Below are 15039 nucleotides of genomic sequence, written 5' to 3'. Positions count from 1 at the left end.
GCGATCGGCAGGCCGTGCTCGCGCGCGAAGGCGACGACCTCCTCGCTCCCGGAGACCGGATCCCTGGTGCCCGCCACCAGTGGCGCGCCCACCCTGGCCGCGATGTGCCTGGCCTGGACCTTGTCACCCAGTGCCGCGATCGCCTCGGGGGGCGGTCCGATCCAGGTGAGTCCCGCGTCGATCACGGCCTGGGCGAAGCCTGCGTTCTCCGCCAGGAAGCCGTAGCCGGGATGGACCGCGTCGGCGCCGGACTGCGCGGCGATCCGCAGCAGCTTGGCGATGTTCAGGTACGTCTCCGCCGGCGACTGACCGGCCAGCGCGTACGCCTCGTCCGCCATCCTGACGTGCAGCGCGTCCAGATCCTGCTCGGCGTAGACCGCCACGCTGCACAGCCCGGCGTCCCTGCAGGCACGAGCCACCCGTACGGCGATCTCACCGCGATTGGCGATCAGGACCTTCCTCATCACGTGTTCCTCCGTGAACGTGGTGACCGACGACCTCGGGTGTGGCTCGGGCTCCGCACCGCGCTCGGTCTCCGCGCCGTGCCCAGACCCTGTACTTCGCTCGATCTCTGTACTTCGCTCGATTCCTGTGCCGCGCTCGGGCTCGTACCGCGCCCGATCCCGGCCGCCGCTCAGACTCCGTACTGCGCGCGCTCTCTGTGGCGCGCCTGCTCCCTGTAGTGCGCCAGGTCCCGGTGCTGCACGCGGTCGGAGCGCGCCGATATGGCGATGGCGGTGAGGATCAGCCCTTCACGGGCCATCCAGCGGCCGCGGAACCCGGTCAGCGGGCGGCCGAACATGCTGGGCCCGGTCACCAGCAGGCGTGCGTAGAAGGTGCCGCGCAGCGGGTCGAACGTCACCGTCGCGCTCTCGAAGTCCAGCCAGCGTCTGGTCAGCGGGAACCACGCCTTGTAGACGGACTCCTTGGCGCTGAAGAGCAGGCGGTCCCAGGACGGTCCCGGGTGCTCCCGGTTCAGGACCCGGATGGCCTCGCGCTCCTCGGGTTTGGAGATGGCCTCCAGCACCCCGCTGGCGATGCCCTTGTCGGGCTCCGCGTCGATGCCGATCGTGAGCCCCTCGCTGCTCGCGCCGACCACGGCCGCGCGATAGCCCGTGCAGTGGGTGATGCTGCCGACGACGCCCTTGGGCCACTGGGGCTCGCCGCGCACACCCGGCAGCACCTGCTGCGGGGGCAGGCCGAGCGCGCTCATGGCCTTCCTGGCGCACATCCGGGCCGTCGCGAACTCAGCGCGCTTCTGCTCCACGGACCTGCTGATCACCTCTGCTTCAGCGGGAAAGAGCATGGCGTCGGCGTGGTCCTCGAAGGTGTCGGCAGCCATCGCCCATGGGGGCAGAATGTTCGCGATCAAAGCCTCGGCGTTCACAATTTCACTGTAGGGAGGCCCTGAACGCAGGAGAATCGTCGCGACGTCCTTCTGGGGTCGCGCAGAACTTGATCAGGGGGCGGACGGGGTCATCGTGTCGGTGTGATCAGCGAGGCGTCGATCGCCCGGTTGACGGCGTCGATGCGTGAGGCCGCCCCGAGCTTCACGAAGATGTTGCGCAGATGGCGCTTGACCGTGGCCTCCGTGGTGTTCAGCCGGGAGGCGATCTGCCTGTTGCTGTACGCCTGGGCGACCAGCTCGAGCACCTCTCGCTCCTTGGTCGTCAGAACCTCGGTGCGCGCGGTCTCCATCTGGGCGAGGCTCTCGGGGGAGACGACCAGGATGAGGCGGTCGGGTTCGTAGTGCACGCTCCTGATCGCCGCGACGAGTTCGTAGCGGTGCACGGTCTTGAGCAGGTAGCCCCGGATGCCGGCGGACAGCAGTTGCCGCAGGAGATGCGGCCCGTCGTACATGCTCAGGATGATGATCTGGGTGGCCGGTGAGATCATGCGTGCCCGGGAGACGGTGTGCGTGACCGCGTCGCCGGGGATCTCGACGTCGAGCAGGAGGACGTCGGGGCGCTTCTGCGAGACCAGTTCCAGGGCGGTGAACGAGGTGCCGGCCTCGCCGACGACCACCAGGTCCTCCTGCGCCTCCAGTATCTCTCGCACCCCCTCGCGGAACAGGGCGTGGTCGTCGACTATCGCTATCCTGATGGGGTGGTCACTCTTGATCATCGAAGGACCCCGGTAATGGCACGGCGAGATCGATTCGGGTGCCCCGTCCCACTTCGGTACTGATGGTGACCATGCCGCCGAGCAGGGCGGCGCGCTCCTGGATCGAGGCCAGCCCGAGGCTGTGGTGTGCGGGACGTCTATTGACGTCGAAGCCGCAACCGTCGTCGATCACCGACGCCCGCAGCTCGTGCGGCGCGATGTCGACCCTGATGTAGATGGACGACGGCCGGCCGTGCCTGAGCGCGTTGCGGATCGCCTCGCTCAGGATCAGCAGGCACTCCTCGCTGATGGCAGGTGTCGCCCAGACCTCGTCACCGTTGACGACCAGCTCCGCCGTCATGTCCTCGACGCCGATGGCCTCGAGATGCGCGAGCAGTGCCTTCTCCAGGCTCTGTATCGGTTCGAGGGGGTGTAGGTCGGAGGTCAGCTGGCGCAATCGCCACATGGCCTCCTGGATGGCCTCCTGCACCCGCTCCATCTTGACGACCGCCTGGGCGGGGTCGCTGGTGCGGTACATGACGCAGAGTTCGGCCTGCCGGTGGGCGACGCTGAGGCTCTGCCCGATGCGGTCGTGCAGTTCCCTGGCGATGCGCCCGCGCTCGGCCACGTGCGCCTCGTGCACCTTGCTGAGCAGGAATCCGGCGTAGCTGGTCGCGGCTTCCCTGATGCGGAGCGAGACGGACTGCTCCAGCGTGGTGACCACGTTCCTGAGCAGGCGGTCAGCCTCGGAGTCGTCCTGGATCCACTTGCTCAGAATGGTGAAGGCCGCTCGGAAGAACACCGAGGCGGCCAGCAGGGACTCTTTCGGATGGACACCGGTGGCCGCTCTGGTCAGGCCGATATCCCAGGACAGGAAGCGGAAGGACTCGTCGGAGTGGGGAAGACCGTTGTCCAGCGCGGCGGCTATATCGGTGAGGATCTGGTTGGCATTCGCCATGACCTGGGCTTTCGCCTGCTCGTCCTGGACGAGGACGCTCCCGACGACTTCCAGGTCCTGTTCGTACTTGGCGAGGATATCCGCTCGGCACTCTTCGATAAGAGCTGCTGACGGACTCTGCGTGCGGGCTACTCCATCGTCGTCTTCCGCCATCCTGCCCCCTGCTTCCCTGCTGCCCCCTGCTGCGTTTCCGGGTTTTCCCCAGATGTTCACATCATGGTTCATGGATGGCGAGTAGGCAACCGACACCGGGTGAACAGGGCAGTCAAGCAGGCAAACCCGAGCCTAACTCAATTATCGCGGGGCCCTTTACTGAATATCTCACAAATAGTCAGCATTTTTATATTGGAAGCAACTCGCCGACGGCGAATGTGAGGTCGGCGCAATGCCGCGAAGCGCGAACCGCGCACCCGTGGCCGTCGCCACGAGTGCGCAGTCCCTGATCAGACGCGCGGTGCGGGGCATCAGACGTGCGGCGTGACGATCACGGCCGCCTGCTTGCCGCCCCGTCTGAGGGCGACCCCGACCGCCGACAGGGCCGCGCCCACGGCGGAGGTGTCCACGCCGACGCCCCAGACCGTCGCCCCCCCGACCCGGTACTCGGCGTAGACCGCGGCCCCCGTGAGCGCACCGCCGGCCGGGTCCACCTCGGCCGCGCGGTGCACGGTGCGTACGTCGATGCCCCAGGGGGCGAGCTTGGCGCCGATGGTCCTGGCGTCGTGCTCCCCCGCACCGTCGAGGTGGAGCGTCGCGGCGACCCGCCCTCCGGCGGTGTACGGCTCGCCGACCGGGCTGTCGGAGGAGATGTACTCCTTCTCGAACAACTCCCAGACCTGTTCGGGCGAGAGCTCGCTGCCGAGCAGCTCCGCGCTCGACTGGACCACCGTCGCGAAGTCCTTCTGGAGCTCCTTCGGCAGCCGCATGCCGTACCAGGCGCTCATGATGTAGGCGACGCCGCTCTTGCCGGACTGGGTGGTGATCCGCACGATCGCCTCGTAGGTGCGTCCCACGTCCTTGGGGTCGACCGGAAGGTACGGCATTTGCCACGGCTGCTCGTCGATGCTCACGCCGGCCTCGACCGCGTCGCGCTCGAGGTCGTCGAAACCCTTCTTGATCGCGTCCTGGTGGGAGCCGGAGAAGGACGTGTAGACCAGCTCGCCCCCGTAGGGATGCCTGGGGTGCACGGGGATCTCGTTGCACCACTCGACGGTGTCGCGGATCCTGTCGATGTCGGAGAAGTCGATGCCGGGGTCGACGCCGTGGCTGAACATGTTCATCCCCAGTGTCACGAGGCAGACGTTGCCCGCCCGCTCGCCGTTGCCGAACAGGCAGCCCTCGATGCGCTGGGCGCCGGCCAGGAGGGCGAGTTCGGCCGAGGCGACCCCGGTCCCCCGGTCGTTGTGCGGGTGGATGGACAGGCAGACGTGCTCCCGGCGCGACAGGTTCCGGTCGAGCCACTCGATCTGGTCGGCGAAGACGGAGGGCAGCGAGCGCTCCACGGTCGTGGGGAAGTTCAGGATTATCGGCCGGTCGGAAGCGGGCTCCCACGCGTCCATGACGGCTTCGCAGACCTCGAGGGAGAAGTCGGCCTCGGTCTCGTTGAACAACTCAGGTGAGTACTGGAAACGGAAATTGCCACCACGGAGCTCTTTTTCGGCATATTTCTTCACCAGTTCCGTACCCCGGACGGCCAGGTCCTTGCACTGCTCCCGGTCCATTCCGAACACCACGCGCCGGAACAGCGGAGCCGTCGCGTTGTAGAGGTGGAGCGTGGCCCTGGGCGCCCCCGACATGGAACGGATCGTGCGCTCGATCAGCTCGTCGCGCGCCGGCACCAGAGCCGATATCCATACGTCGTCCGGGATCCGGTCCTCCTCGATGAGGAGCCGGACGAAGTCGTGGTCGTCCTGGCTCGCGACCGGGAATCCGATCTCGATCTCCTTGTAGCCGATGTCGACCAGCAGCTCGAACATCCGAAGCTTCCTCGCCGGGGACATCGGGTTGGCGAGCGACTGATTACCGTCTCGGAGGTCGGTGGACAGCCATCGCGGCGACGAACTAATCCGCCCGTCCGGCCACGTCCGATCGGGAAGAACGAGGGGAGTAAAATCGGAATAACGCTCTACAGGCCGGTTCGCGCCCATTCCCCAATCTCCTTCACTGAGATTATCCGACTGCCTCGGATGTTCACCATTACCAAATAGCCATTGAATTCCCCGGTCAAGACAAGTGGTCAGGAGTATTCCCGTCCCGCACCGAAGGATCACTTCGGGTATCGAAAGTTCGACCCGGTGCGCCCGTCTGGCCCTTCCGGGGTGAGACATCGGATGTCTGGGCGGGGGTGCCGTGTGTGACACTAGATCGAAACCTGGCGTCGATCTGCGACCACCTCTGTATCGGTAAACGCTTCCCACGAATGCGCCCCGGGCGAGGGGCACGACTGGAAACGATCACTCATCGATCTTCAGTTTGGCGGAAGGGCTGACAGTGATGACGACGAGCATCAGTTCCCCGACTGGGTTTCTCCCCCTCCGGCACGGCGTGCTGTGCCTGGCCGAGGCCCGTCCCTCCGTGCAGTTCAACTTCCTGCTGCGCTTCCTCACCGGGGCGTCTCTGAGTTCCGCCGTCGCCGGCGAGGGCGACCTGGGCAGGACCGCGTGGGGCGCGCTGACATGGACGCTGGCCGTCTTCGCCGTCTATCTCTACAACGGCGTCACGGACGTGTGCGAGGACCGGCTCAACGGCTCGCGCCGGCCCATAGCGAGGGGGGAGTTACCGCCTGCCTTCGCCACCGGGGTCGCGGCCGGCGCCGCGGTCGCGTCCGTCGTGATCAGCCTGGCGCTGGGGCCGGTGAACGTGGGGATGGTCGCCGTCATGCTGGCCCTCGGATACCTCTACTCGGGCCCGCCCTTCCACCTCAAGCGCAGGACCAGCGGAACGGTCGCGATCGGGCTGACGGCCAGCATCCTGACCTACTACGCCGGCGCCCACGCCTACGCGGGCGGGATCGACATCGGGACGCAGCTGATCGTCTTCGTCCTCGCCGCCTCGCTCTGGACCGCCCTGGTGGGCACGACGACCAAGGACCTGCCCGACCTGGAGGGCGACGCGGCGGCCGGCCGCGTGACGTTCGCCGTCGTGCACGGCGAGCGCGCGCTGCGGCTGGCCATCATCAACGTCTCGCTCGCCCTGCCCGCCGTCGTCACCGGGGGCGTGCTGCTGCTGGGGGATCCGTCACTGTACCTGCCCGCGTCCGCCATGTGCCTGGGCGGGCTGGCCATCGCCCTGCTCTGCCGCGGCCCGATCCCGCCAGGACCGCGCCGGCGGCGGCCGTACGCGGTCTTCATGGTCACCCAGTACGTGCTGCACGGCTGCGTGATCGTGCCGCAGATGGTGCGCGACTGGCCGCTCGTCTGAGCGACCGGTCACGCCGCTAGCGGCCGGCGGCCGGCCTGGCCGGGTGTGCCCCCTCACGTGCGAGGCCGGGAACGCGGCCGGGCTGGGCCGTCAGGTCCGGCGGCAGGTCCGAGCGCTGGGTGATGTTCAGCTTGCGGTACACGCGCGTCAGGTGCTGCTCGACGGTGCTCACCGTGATGAACAGCTTGGCGGCGATCTCACGGTTGGAGTAACCCACCGTGGCCAGGCCGGCCACCCTGCGCTCGGCGTCGCTGAGGATGGCCACCACCCTGTTCGTCTCGCCGTCCCCGTCCTCCGCGCCGCCCTCGTCGGCGAGCGCCTGGCTCAGCGGGCGGGCACCGCACTCCTGGGCCAGGGTCCGCGCGCGGCTGGCGATGATGCCCGCCCTGCGGAACTCGCCCACGCTGTGGTAGGCCTCGGTGAGGTCGATCAGCGACCTGGCCAGCTCGTAGCGGTCTCCGCACGCCTGCAGGTGCTCGGAGGCCTGGCGCAGGAACATCGGCCGGTGCCGTACCTCGCTGGTGGCGGCCAGCACCCGCAGCGCCACGCCGTCGCTGCGCTCCGAGCCGGCGCCCGACCGGCTCAGCTGCTCCTCGACCAGCTCGCGGGCCTCGTCGTGCCTGCCCAGGGCGATGAGGGCCTCGGCCACGTCCGTGCGCCAGGCGACGAACCCCGGGGTGTCCATCTTCCAGGCGGTCAGCAGTTCCCCGCAGAGCCGGAAGTCGCGCAACGCCGCCGCCGGGTTGTCGACGGCGAGCTGGTAGCGGCCGCGGGCCTGCAGGAACCGCACGCCGCACCTGGTCTGCAGCATCGCCTCGGGGAACGCGTGGTTGAGCTGCGCGAGCGCCTCGTCGTAGCGTCCCATCGCGGTGGCGGCCAGCATGAGGGTGGCCACCGGTCCGGCCACGGCCACGCCCCAGCTGCTCGGCGGAATGATCTCCAGGGCCAGCCGGGCGTACGACGCGGCCTCCTCGAGCTCTCCCTGGCGCAGCGAGAGCTCCGCCCGGATCGCGGTGAGACGCGCCCGGCGGGCGGGCGAGCCCCCGGAACGCAGCTCCCCGATCAGCGCGTCGCACCGCGGCGCCGCCCGGTTGGACCGCCCGGCGTACACGAGGGCGAGCAGCGCGCTCTCCACGGTGTCCATGGACATCTCGTCCAGGTTGGAGCCGCGCAGGATCCGCTCGGCCGTGGCCACGATCCGGTCGTGGGGACCGCCGGTGAGCACGCCGACCAGCGCGTTGATCGACTCCAGGCGCCGGCTCACCTGGAACGGCAGCACCGCCTCGCTGATGTTCTTGCCCGCCCAGCTGTCCATGTGGGCCAAAAGCGGCGGCGCGGAGCAGCGCAGCCACATCCTGGTGCTCACGCCCTCGGCGACCGTGTGCGGGTCGGTGTCGCCGAATTCCGCCGTGCGCTCCAGGACGTCGCAGGCGACGTCCATCCTGCCGTGCCACAGCAGCGCCCTGGCCAGGATGATCGCGTCACTGCCGCGCAGGCTCCCGTTGTGCAGCGCGTCAGTCAGCTCCTCCATGTGGCTGATCGGCGTCTTCGGGTCGATGCGCCACTCGGCGCGCATCAGCATGGTCGCGATCGACGTGCGCTCCTGGTCGTCCAGGCGTCCGCGCAGGGCGAGCTTGAGGTAGTCGACGGCCGACTCGACCTCGCCGTCGGTCAGCCTGCGGCGGGCCGCCGAGCGCAGCACGGGCACGGCCCAGGGGGCGTCGGCGTCGTCGGCCTTGCTCAGCTGCTCGGCGATCGCCAGGTCGGAGGCGCCCTCACTGTTCAGCAGCTCGGCCGCGCGCCGGTGCATGTACTGGCGCTTGTCGGCCCCGAGGTCGGCCAGGACCGCCTCCTCGCCCGCCTCGTGGTGGAACCGGCCGTCGGCCAGCAGGCCCGCCGTCTCCAGCCAGCGGATCGACAGGGGGACCGACGGCGTGTCCGAGCGGGCCAGCCGGTGGACGAGCGCGGGATCGTCGATCGCCGCCGCCCATCTGGCCACGTCCAGCAGGGCCGGGTCGACGCGGTGCAGGCAGGACAGGACGGCCTCGCCGTACCTTTCCGCCGGCGCTCCCGTGCCGTTCCTCGCGAAGTCCTCGAGGAGGCCGTCCACGAGGATCGGGTTGCCGCCGCTGAGGTCGTGCCACTCCGGCGCCAGCCGCTCGGCCGTCTCGTGTCCCAGGCGCTCGCTCACCATGCTCCGCACGGCGTCGCGCGAGAGCGGAAGCAGCCGGATGGCGGTGCAGTGCGGCTGCCTGATGATCTCGGTGGGGAAGAACCTGTCGGCCTGGTGCGGGTAGTCGGCGTGCCCGAACACCGTCATCACCGGCGACGACCTGGCCCGGCGCATGAAGTACGACAGGCACATCTGCGAGGCGCGGTCGGAGTCGTGGACGTCGTCGACGACGATCACCAGCGGGAGCTGTTCCGCCAGGGACAGCAGCACCCCGCAGAGCCCCTCGACGGTCTGGGTCTCCAGCCGCTCGCCGCCCTCGCGCAGGAGGTCCATCGCGCGCTCGCGCAGCCGCTCGCCCAGGGGGGCGTTGTGGAAGAGCTGTCCCAGCACGCCGAGCGGGAGGTCGCTCTCCGCCCGCGACGCCGTCGCCACGAGCGGGAGCGCCCCGCGGCCGTAGGCCTGCTCGGCGAAGGAGTGCAGCAGCTCGCTCTTACCGGTGGCGACCACTCCGGTCACCATCGCGACCCTGCTCCTCCCCCCGACGGTCTCGGTGAGGAGCCCCTGTAAGGAGGCCGTAGCCGCGTCTCTCTCAAAGAACCCCATACCGAACACCCCTCACGAGAGTGAGAACGATTGCCCATGGTCTGCATAACCGATTCACGACTAATACGCTACGCCGCCCCTTATACGCCCACAACGGGGTGACCCTTAATAGCATCCGATCTACAACTTTCGATTCTCGGTGGACACGAAAAAGCGCCGCGCCCGGATTTCGGAGGGCGCGGCGCACGGAAGCGGGCGTCTGTGGTCCTTGATTATTCAGCGATCCTCGTCCTGGTTGTCCACCGGTAGATCAGCCCCTGGCAGGCGCCTTCGAGGTGGTAGTGCTCCTCGGTGCGCTCGAAGTGCTCGTAGCCGCTCCGGTACTGAATCTTCACCTTTCCGTCCGCCTTGTCCAGCCGTCGGTATCGGGCAGTCTCCGGAAAGTCGACGGGTCCACCGAGAAGAAAGACACTGACATCGTACGGGCCGTGGTCGGAAATCGTGCAATCCGCATGAACCTCTCGTGTAGAGCCGGGGGCTATGGTCACGGGCACCTCCATGGATTGGCCTTTATCACATATTAGAAAACAGTTTTCCGTGAGGCACCCCCAATTGACCCCTACGACTAACTGTCGCGCGCGGTCCAGCGGAACGTCCGCAGGCACAGGACCAGGCCGACCACGCACCACAGGCCCAGCGCCAGGGCCACCATCGGGAGCTCCCAGCTGCCGGCCGGCTCCAGGACCACCGCCTGCTCGGGCAGGAACACCGACCGCATGCCCTGGGTCATCCATTTGAGCGGGAAGATCGACGCGAAGATCTGCAGGATCCACGGCACGTCGGAGAAGGGGATGTAGACACCGGAGCAGAACTGCACGATGAGGAAGGGCAGCGTGATCACCGCGTTGGCCCCGCGCGTGGACTTCGGCAGGCTGCCGATCGCGATGCCCAGGAAGGTGCAGGCCATGCCGCCGAGGAGGAGGACCCAGGTGAACGTCAGCCACTGGTGGACGGTGGTGGGCAGGTTGATGCCGAACATCAGCACCCCGACCGCGATCAGGAGGATGACCTCGGCGATCATGCACACCAGGACCTGGATGATCTTCCCGCCGAAGTAGGCCGTGCGCGGCATGGGCATGCCGTACAACCTCTTGAGCGTCCCGTCGTGGCGCTCCAGCGTGATGTTGATGCCCAGGTTCTGGAAGGACGTGCCCATGATGCCGGCGCCGATCATGCCGGCGGTGAGGATCTGGGCTCCCGTGACGCCGGGCAGTCCCTGCCTGCTGCCCGACATGGCGCCCAGCAGCATCAGCATGATCGCCGGGAGCGAGAAGATGACGATGAACTGGCTCTTCGTGCGGAAGAAGCCCTTGAGCTCCATCGCGCCGCGCTTCAGGGTCAGCCGGCCGGCGCTGGGCAGTCGCACCGCCTGCACCGGTCGGATGTCGGGTGGTTGCGTCGGTTGCATCGGCAACGTGGTTGTCACAGCTGTTCTCCGATAAGGCCTAGGTAGGTGTCTTCGAGAGTCGGCCGTCTGACGGTCAGGTCGGGGATCTCCCCGTCGAACTGCGCGATGAGCTCCGCGACGACCTTCGTGGGCGTCGGGGTCTTCACGCGGCGTTCCCCATCCGGGGTGGACCAGCTGACCGTCGCGTCCGCCTCGGCGCGGCCGGCCAGCGTGGCCGGCTCGCCGATCGCGACGACCCTGCCTCTCGCGATCACGCCCACCCGGTCGGCCAGCGCCTCGGCCTCGTCGAGGTAGTGCGTGGTCAGCACGATGGTGGTGCCCTCGTCGGAGAGCAGCGAGATCAGGCCCCAGAACTGGCGGCGGGCCTCGGGGTCGAATCCGGTGGTCGGCTCGTCCAGGAAGAGGAGCTCGGGGTTGCCCACGACGCCCAGGGCCACGTCGACCCTGCGCCGCTGGCCGCCGGAAAGGTGGCGGATGTGGGCGTCCGCCTTGCCGGACAGGCCCACCAGCTCGATCACCGAGTCCGGGTCGCGCGGGCGCGGGAAGTAGCTCGCGAAATGGTGCACCGTCTCGCGGACGGTGAACTCGGCGGCGTCGGTGGCCGACTGCAGCACGATTCCGAGCTTGGACCGCCAGAGGCGGCCGGCCCGGCCGGGGTCCTCGCCGAGCACGCTGACCTCACCGCCGTCCCGGCGGCGGTGACCCTCCAGGATCTCGACTGTGGTCGTCTTGCCGGCGCCGTTGGGGCCCAGGAGCGCGAAGACCTCACCCCGGGCGATGTCCAGGTCGATGCCGTCGACGGCGTTCAGGTCGCCGTATTTCTTACGCAGCTCACGTACACGTACTGCTGAGTCGCTCATGCTCCATAGGGTTCGAGATCGGCAGGGTTTGCGATATTCATCCTTCGGAACCCCGTCTCTACTCCCTTCGATACCCCTACGGCGACCCGCGCCTGGTCAGCGGCCTGATTCTCCGCGTCCGCCGACGGAACCCCGACCGGGACGGCCGACCCCCATCAACCGTTCGGTGGATTACGAAGACCCGGTGCAGCGGGGATTCTCGACACATGACAGTCATCGAGATCAACGGCCTGCAGAAGAGCTACGGGACGCACAAGGCACTGGACGACGTCACCCTGACGGTCGAGCGAGGCGAGATCTTCGGCATCCTCGGCCCCAACGGAGCCGGCAAGACCACCGTGGTGGAGTGCGCGTCCGGGCTGCGCAAGCCCGACGGCGGCACCCTGCGCGTGCTCGGCATGGACCCGCAGACGCAGCGGCGCGAGTTGCTCCAGCGCATCGGCACCCAGTTGCAGGAGGCCGCGCTGCCCGACGCCATCAGGGTCGGCGAGGCGCTGAAGATGTACGCCTCCTTCTACGACAAGCCCGCCGACTGGAACGCCCTGATGGAGGAGTGGGGGCTGACCGAGAAGAGGCGCGCCCGCTTCTCGGGCCTGTCCGGTGGCTGGAAGCAGCGCCTGTTCATCGCGCTGGCCCTGGTCGGCAACCCCGAGGTCGTCTTCCTCGACGAGCTGACCACCGGCCTGGACCCCTCCGCCCGCCGGATGACCTGGAACCTGATCCGCGCCATGCGCGACCGCGGCGTCACCGTCGTGCTGGTCACCCACTTCATGGACGAGGCGGACGCCCTCTGCGACCGCATCGCCGTCATCGACCGGGGGCGCGTCGTCCACCAGGGCAGCCCCGGCGACCTCCTCACCAGGGACGCCTCCGGCTCCCTCGACGACGCCTACTTCGCACTCATTGAGAGGACCGTGTAATGAAGGGTCTCGGCAACGTCATCGCGATCGAGCTCAAGCTGGCCATGCGCGACCCGATGGCCGCCTTCTTCGCCCTGGCCTTCCCCATGGTCATCCTGTGGATCAAGATGCGCAACGGCGGCTCGCTGCCCAGCGGGCTGCCCATCATCGAGGCCGTCGTCCCGATGCTCAGCGTCTTCGTCATCGGCCTGGCCTCGCTGGTCGTCCTGCCGGCCACGCTGGCCCAGTACCGCGAGCGCCGCGTGCTCAAGCGGCTGCGCGCCACCCCCGCCTCCCCCACCATGATCTTCGGTGCCCAGTGGGTCGCGCACATGCTGCTGGCCGTGCTCGGCGGCCTCCTGCTCGGCGTCGTCGGCCTGATCGTCTACGGCATGAACGGGCCGGCCGACCCGGCCGGTCTCGTTCTCGCCTGGGTCCTCGGCGCCGCCAGCCTCGGCGCCATCGGGCTGCTCATCGGCGCCCTGGTGCCCAGCGGCCGCGCCGCCACGGTGATCGGCCTGGCCGCCTTCTTCCCCATGGTCTTCGTCTCCGGCGCCATGAGCGCCCGCGAGACGCTGCCGGAGTCGATGCGCTCCGTCGGCGACTTCACCCCCATGGCCCCCGCCGTCCAGGCCGTCCGCGCCGCCTGGGAGGGCCAGCCCGCCTCCCCGCTCACCCTGGCCGTGCTGGTCGCGATCACCATCGTCGCGGGCGGGGTCGCGCTGAAGGCGTTCCGCTGGTGACGACCATCGAGCCCAACGTCTCGCGATGGGACCGCGCCTGGCCGGCCCTGCCGTACCTCTTCGTCCTGCTGCCTACCGTCTTCGCCCTGCTGCGGGACTGGCGGCTGGACGTGGTGGTCCTGGCGGTGTGCACCGGGGTCTGGCACTGGTTCATGGTCTCATCGCGGTTCAGCCGGATCGAGCGGCCGGTGGTGGCGATCGTCTACTTCGTCGTGATGCTCGCCTTCATCGCGGCGCTGATCAGGATCGACCCGGTGTTCACGGTGGCAGGCCCCGGCGCGTTCATCCAGGCCTTCACCCTGCTGCGCGGGTGGACGGCCTACGCGGGGGTGGCCGCCACGGCCGCCGTCCTGGTCGGCGTCCGCCCCGGGTCCCGGCCGCCGCAGGAGCTGATCTTCTCCTTCCTCGTCGCCGTCCTGATCGCCTCGACCGTCGGCCTGTTCATCCAGACCATCTCGAAGCAGAACCAGCAGCGCAAGGTGATGATCGCGCAGCTGAAGGCGACCGGCACCAAGCTGGCCGCCCTGGCGGAGGAGAACTCGAACCTGCAGTCACAGCTGCTGACCCGCGCCCGCGAGGCGGGCGTGCTCAGCGAGCGCCAGCGGATGGCCAGGGAGATCCACGACACGATCGCCCAGGGGCTGACCGCCATCCTCACCCAGCTCGAGGTCGCCGAGAACGTCATCGACGACGTGCCCGCCGCCCGCTCCAGGCTGAACACCGTGCGCGGGCTGGCCAGGGACAGCCTCAACGAGGCGCGCCGGTCGGTGCTGGCGATGCGTCCCGCTCCGCTGGAGGAGGCCCAGCTCGCGACCGCTCTGGAGGACGTCGCGGCCACCTGGTCGCAGACGTCGGGCGTGCCGGTTCCGGTGTCGGTCACCGGTGACGCCAGGCCGCTGCACGCCGAGGTGGAGATGACCCTGCTGCGGGTGGCGCAGGAGGCTCTGGCCAACGTCGGCAAACACGCCTCCGCCAGCAGGGTCGCCGTCACGCTGTCCTACATGGAGGATGTGGTGGTGCTCGACGTACGCGACGACGGATCCGGATTCGACCCCGAGAAGGTGGAACCGTCCATCGCGGGCGGGTTCGGGCTCGTCGCGATGCGCCAGCGCGTCACCCGGCTGGCCGGGGACTTCGAGATAGAGACCGCTCTCGGCCAGGGAACGGGTGTCTCTGCTACGGTGCCCGCCATCACCGCCGACTCCAGAAATGCGTGAGGCATGCCGATTCGTATCATCGTCGTGGACGATCACCCGGTCGTCCGCGACGGGTTGCGCGAGATCTTCTCCACCGACGAGGCCTTCGAGGTCGTCGGCGAGGCGGCCGACGGGCCGGAGGCTCTCGTCCTGACACGCCAGACCAACCCCGATCTCGTGCTGATGGACCTGCGGATGCCGAAGATGAGCGGCACCGAGCTGATCCGCCGGCTGCGCGAGCAGACACCGGACATCAAGGTGCTGGTCCTGACCACGTTCGACAACGACGCGGACGTGCTGCCCGCCATCGAGCAGGGCGCCACCGGCTACCTGCTCAAGGACACGCCGCGCGTCGAGCTGCTCCGCGCCGCGCAGGCGGCCGCCCGCGGCGAGACGGTGCTGTCCCCCACCGTGGCCGGGCTGCTCATGCAGAAGGTGCGCGCGCCCGAGCAGCAGACGCTGAGCCGGCGGGAGCTGGAGGTGCTCGGGCTGATCGCCCGCGGCGCCACCAACCGCGAGGCCGCCGCGAAGCTGTTCATCACCGAGGCGACGGTCAAGACGCACCTGCTGCACATCTTCGCCAAGCTCGGGGTGAAGGACCGGGCCTCGGCGGTGGCGGCGGCCTACGAGACCGGGCTGATCAAGCGGGCCTCCGAGACCTGACTTAAGGGCGCCTAGG

The 15039-nt window shown here is 68.7% G+C and carries 14 protein-coding genes; 5 read left to right on the top strand and 9 right to left on the bottom strand.

The annotated features are described in order from the left end of the window. From ACTOQ2_RS40690 to ACTOQ2_RS40670, 5 genes are all read right to left on the bottom strand, one after another. Positions 1 to 464: biotin carboxylase N-terminal domain-containing protein (locus ACTOQ2_RS40690; RefSeq protein WP_440106880.1), on the bottom strand; the 464-nt coding region annotated here is incomplete at its 3' end. Between the two features lie 170 nt (positions 465 to 634). Next, positions 635 to 1387, bottom strand: coding sequence for a 4'-phosphopantetheinyl transferase family protein (locus ACTOQ2_RS40685; RefSeq protein WP_440106878.1), 753 nt, complete (start codon positions 1385 to 1387; stop codon positions 635 to 637). Between the two features lie 89 nt (positions 1388 to 1476). Then, positions 1477 to 2124 carry a response regulator gene (locus ACTOQ2_RS40680; RefSeq protein ID WP_440073915.1) on the bottom strand — a complete coding sequence of 216 codons (648 nt, stop codon included), beginning with the start codon at positions 2122 to 2124 and terminating at the stop codon, positions 1477 to 1479. Further along, a complete protein-coding gene (locus tag ACTOQ2_RS40675) occupies positions 2111 to 3061 on the bottom strand; it encodes a sensor histidine kinase (protein ID WP_440106876.1) in 951 nt (316 codons plus the stop codon). The genes ACTOQ2_RS40680 and ACTOQ2_RS40675 overlap by 14 nt, the downstream gene beginning before the upstream one ends. Positions 3062 to 3525: 464 nt before the next feature. After that, positions 3526 to 5205 (bottom strand): 2-isopropylmalate synthase, encoded by a 1680-nt coding sequence (locus ACTOQ2_RS40670; protein WP_440106874.1) that lies wholly within the window; start codon positions 5203 to 5205, stop codon positions 3526 to 3528. Between the two features lie 346 nt (positions 5206 to 5551). Here ACTOQ2_RS40670 and ACTOQ2_RS40665 point away from each other — a divergent pair, with 346 nt between their 5' ends. Then, positions 5552 to 6478 (top strand): UbiA family prenyltransferase, encoded by a 927-nt coding sequence (locus ACTOQ2_RS40665; protein WP_440106872.1) that lies wholly within the window; start codon positions 5552 to 5554, stop codon positions 6476 to 6478. 16 nt (positions 6479 to 6494) lie between these two features. Here ACTOQ2_RS40665 and ACTOQ2_RS40660 read toward each other — a convergent pair whose 3' ends face one another. The 4 genes from ACTOQ2_RS40660 to ACTOQ2_RS40645 all read right to left on the bottom strand — a co-directional run bounded on the left by ACTOQ2_RS40660 (position 6495) and on the right by ACTOQ2_RS40645 (position 11522). Next, on the bottom strand, positions 6495 to 9254 hold the full coding sequence (locus tag ACTOQ2_RS40660) for an AAA family ATPase (RefSeq protein ID WP_440106870.1): 2760 nt from the start codon (positions 9252 to 9254) through the stop codon (positions 6495 to 6497). Between the two features lie 212 nt (positions 9255 to 9466). Continuing rightward, a complete protein-coding gene (locus ACTOQ2_RS40655; protein ID WP_440106868.1) occupies positions 9467 to 9754 on the bottom strand; it encodes a DUF5988 family protein in 288 nt (95 codons plus the stop codon). A gap of 65 nt (positions 9755 to 9819) precedes the next feature. Continuing rightward, positions 9820 to 10680, bottom strand: coding sequence for an ABC transporter permease (locus ACTOQ2_RS40650; protein WP_440106866.1), 861 nt, complete (start codon positions 10678 to 10680; stop codon positions 9820 to 9822). Next, entirely contained in the window at positions 10677 to 11522 is an 846-nt protein-coding gene (locus tag ACTOQ2_RS40645) for an ABC transporter ATP-binding protein (protein ID WP_440073927.1), read from the bottom strand. Before ACTOQ2_RS40645 ends, ACTOQ2_RS40650 begins: the two co-directional genes overlap by 4 nt. Before the next feature lie 206 nt (positions 11523 to 11728). Here ACTOQ2_RS40645 and ACTOQ2_RS40640 point away from each other — a divergent pair, with 206 nt between their 5' ends. The 4 genes from ACTOQ2_RS40640 to ACTOQ2_RS40625 are packed head-to-tail and all read left to right on the top strand — an operon-like array spanning position 11729 to position 15023. Continuing rightward, the gene (locus ACTOQ2_RS40640; protein ID WP_440106864.1) at positions 11729 to 12442 is read left to right on the top strand and encodes an ABC transporter ATP-binding protein; all 714 of its coding nucleotides are present in this window, start codon (positions 11729 to 11731) and stop codon (positions 12440 to 12442) included. Next, a complete protein-coding gene (locus tag ACTOQ2_RS40635; protein ID WP_440106862.1) occupies positions 12442 to 13164 on the top strand; it encodes an ABC transporter permease in 723 nt (240 codons plus the stop codon). The genes ACTOQ2_RS40640 and ACTOQ2_RS40635 overlap by 1 nt, the downstream gene beginning before the upstream one ends. Continuing rightward, a complete protein-coding gene (locus ACTOQ2_RS40630; RefSeq protein ID WP_440106860.1) occupies positions 13161 to 14381 on the top strand; it encodes a sensor histidine kinase in 1221 nt (406 codons plus the stop codon). Before ACTOQ2_RS40635 ends, ACTOQ2_RS40630 begins: the two co-directional genes overlap by 4 nt. A gap of 3 nt (positions 14382 to 14384) precedes the next feature. After that, positions 14385 to 15023: a response regulator transcription factor gene (locus ACTOQ2_RS40625; RefSeq protein WP_344747665.1), complete on the top strand. Its 639-nt coding sequence runs from the start codon at positions 14385 to 14387 to the stop codon at positions 15021 to 15023. The last annotated feature ends 16 nt before the right edge of the window (positions 15024 to 15039 follow it).

This window comes from Streptosporangium sp. H16 (assembly GCF_051918855.1).
In the GTDB taxonomy this organism is placed as follows: domain Bacteria; phylum Actinomycetota; class Actinomycetes; order Streptosporangiales; family Streptosporangiaceae; genus Streptosporangium.
This window is presented reverse-complemented; position numbering and strand designations above follow the sequence as displayed.

What these genes read in the sequence shown, in the direction of transcription:
- ACTOQ2_RS40680 (WP_440073915.1), bottom strand. Translation starts at nt 2,124, where the DNA reads ATGATCAAGAGTGACCACCCCATCAGGATAGCGATAGTCGACGACCAC.
- ACTOQ2_RS40675 (WP_440106876.1), bottom strand. Translation starts at nt 3,061, where the DNA reads ATGGCGAATGCCAACCAGATCCTCACCGATATAGCCGCCGCGCTGGAC.
- ACTOQ2_RS40670 (WP_440106874.1), bottom strand. Translation starts at nt 5,205, where the DNA reads ATGGGCGCGAACCGGCCTGTAGAGCGTTATTCCGATTTTACTCCCCTC.
- ACTOQ2_RS40665 (WP_440106872.1), top strand. Translation starts at nt 5,552, where the DNA reads ATGACGACGAGCATCAGTTCCCCGACTGGGTTTCTCCCCCTCCGGCAC.
- ACTOQ2_RS40660 (WP_440106870.1), bottom strand. Translation starts at nt 9,254, where the DNA reads ATGGGGTTCTTTGAGAGAGACGCGGCTACGGCCTCCTTACAGGGGCTC.
- ACTOQ2_RS40655 (WP_440106868.1), bottom strand. Translation starts at nt 9,754, where the DNA reads ATGGAGGTGCCCGTGACCATAGCCCCCGGCTCTACACGAGAGGTTCAT.
- ACTOQ2_RS40645 (WP_440073927.1), bottom strand. Translation starts at nt 11,522, where the DNA reads ATGAGCGACTCAGCAGTACGTGTACGTGAGCTGCGTAAGAAATACGGC.
- ACTOQ2_RS40640 (WP_440106864.1), top strand. Translation starts at nt 11,729, where the DNA reads ATGACAGTCATCGAGATCAACGGCCTGCAGAAGAGCTACGGGACGCAC.
- ACTOQ2_RS40635 (WP_440106862.1), top strand. Translation starts at nt 12,442, where the DNA reads ATGAAGGGTCTCGGCAACGTCATCGCGATCGAGCTCAAGCTGGCCATG.
- ACTOQ2_RS40625 (WP_344747665.1), top strand. Translation starts at nt 14,385, where the DNA reads ATGCCGATTCGTATCATCGTCGTGGACGATCACCCGGTCGTCCGCGAC.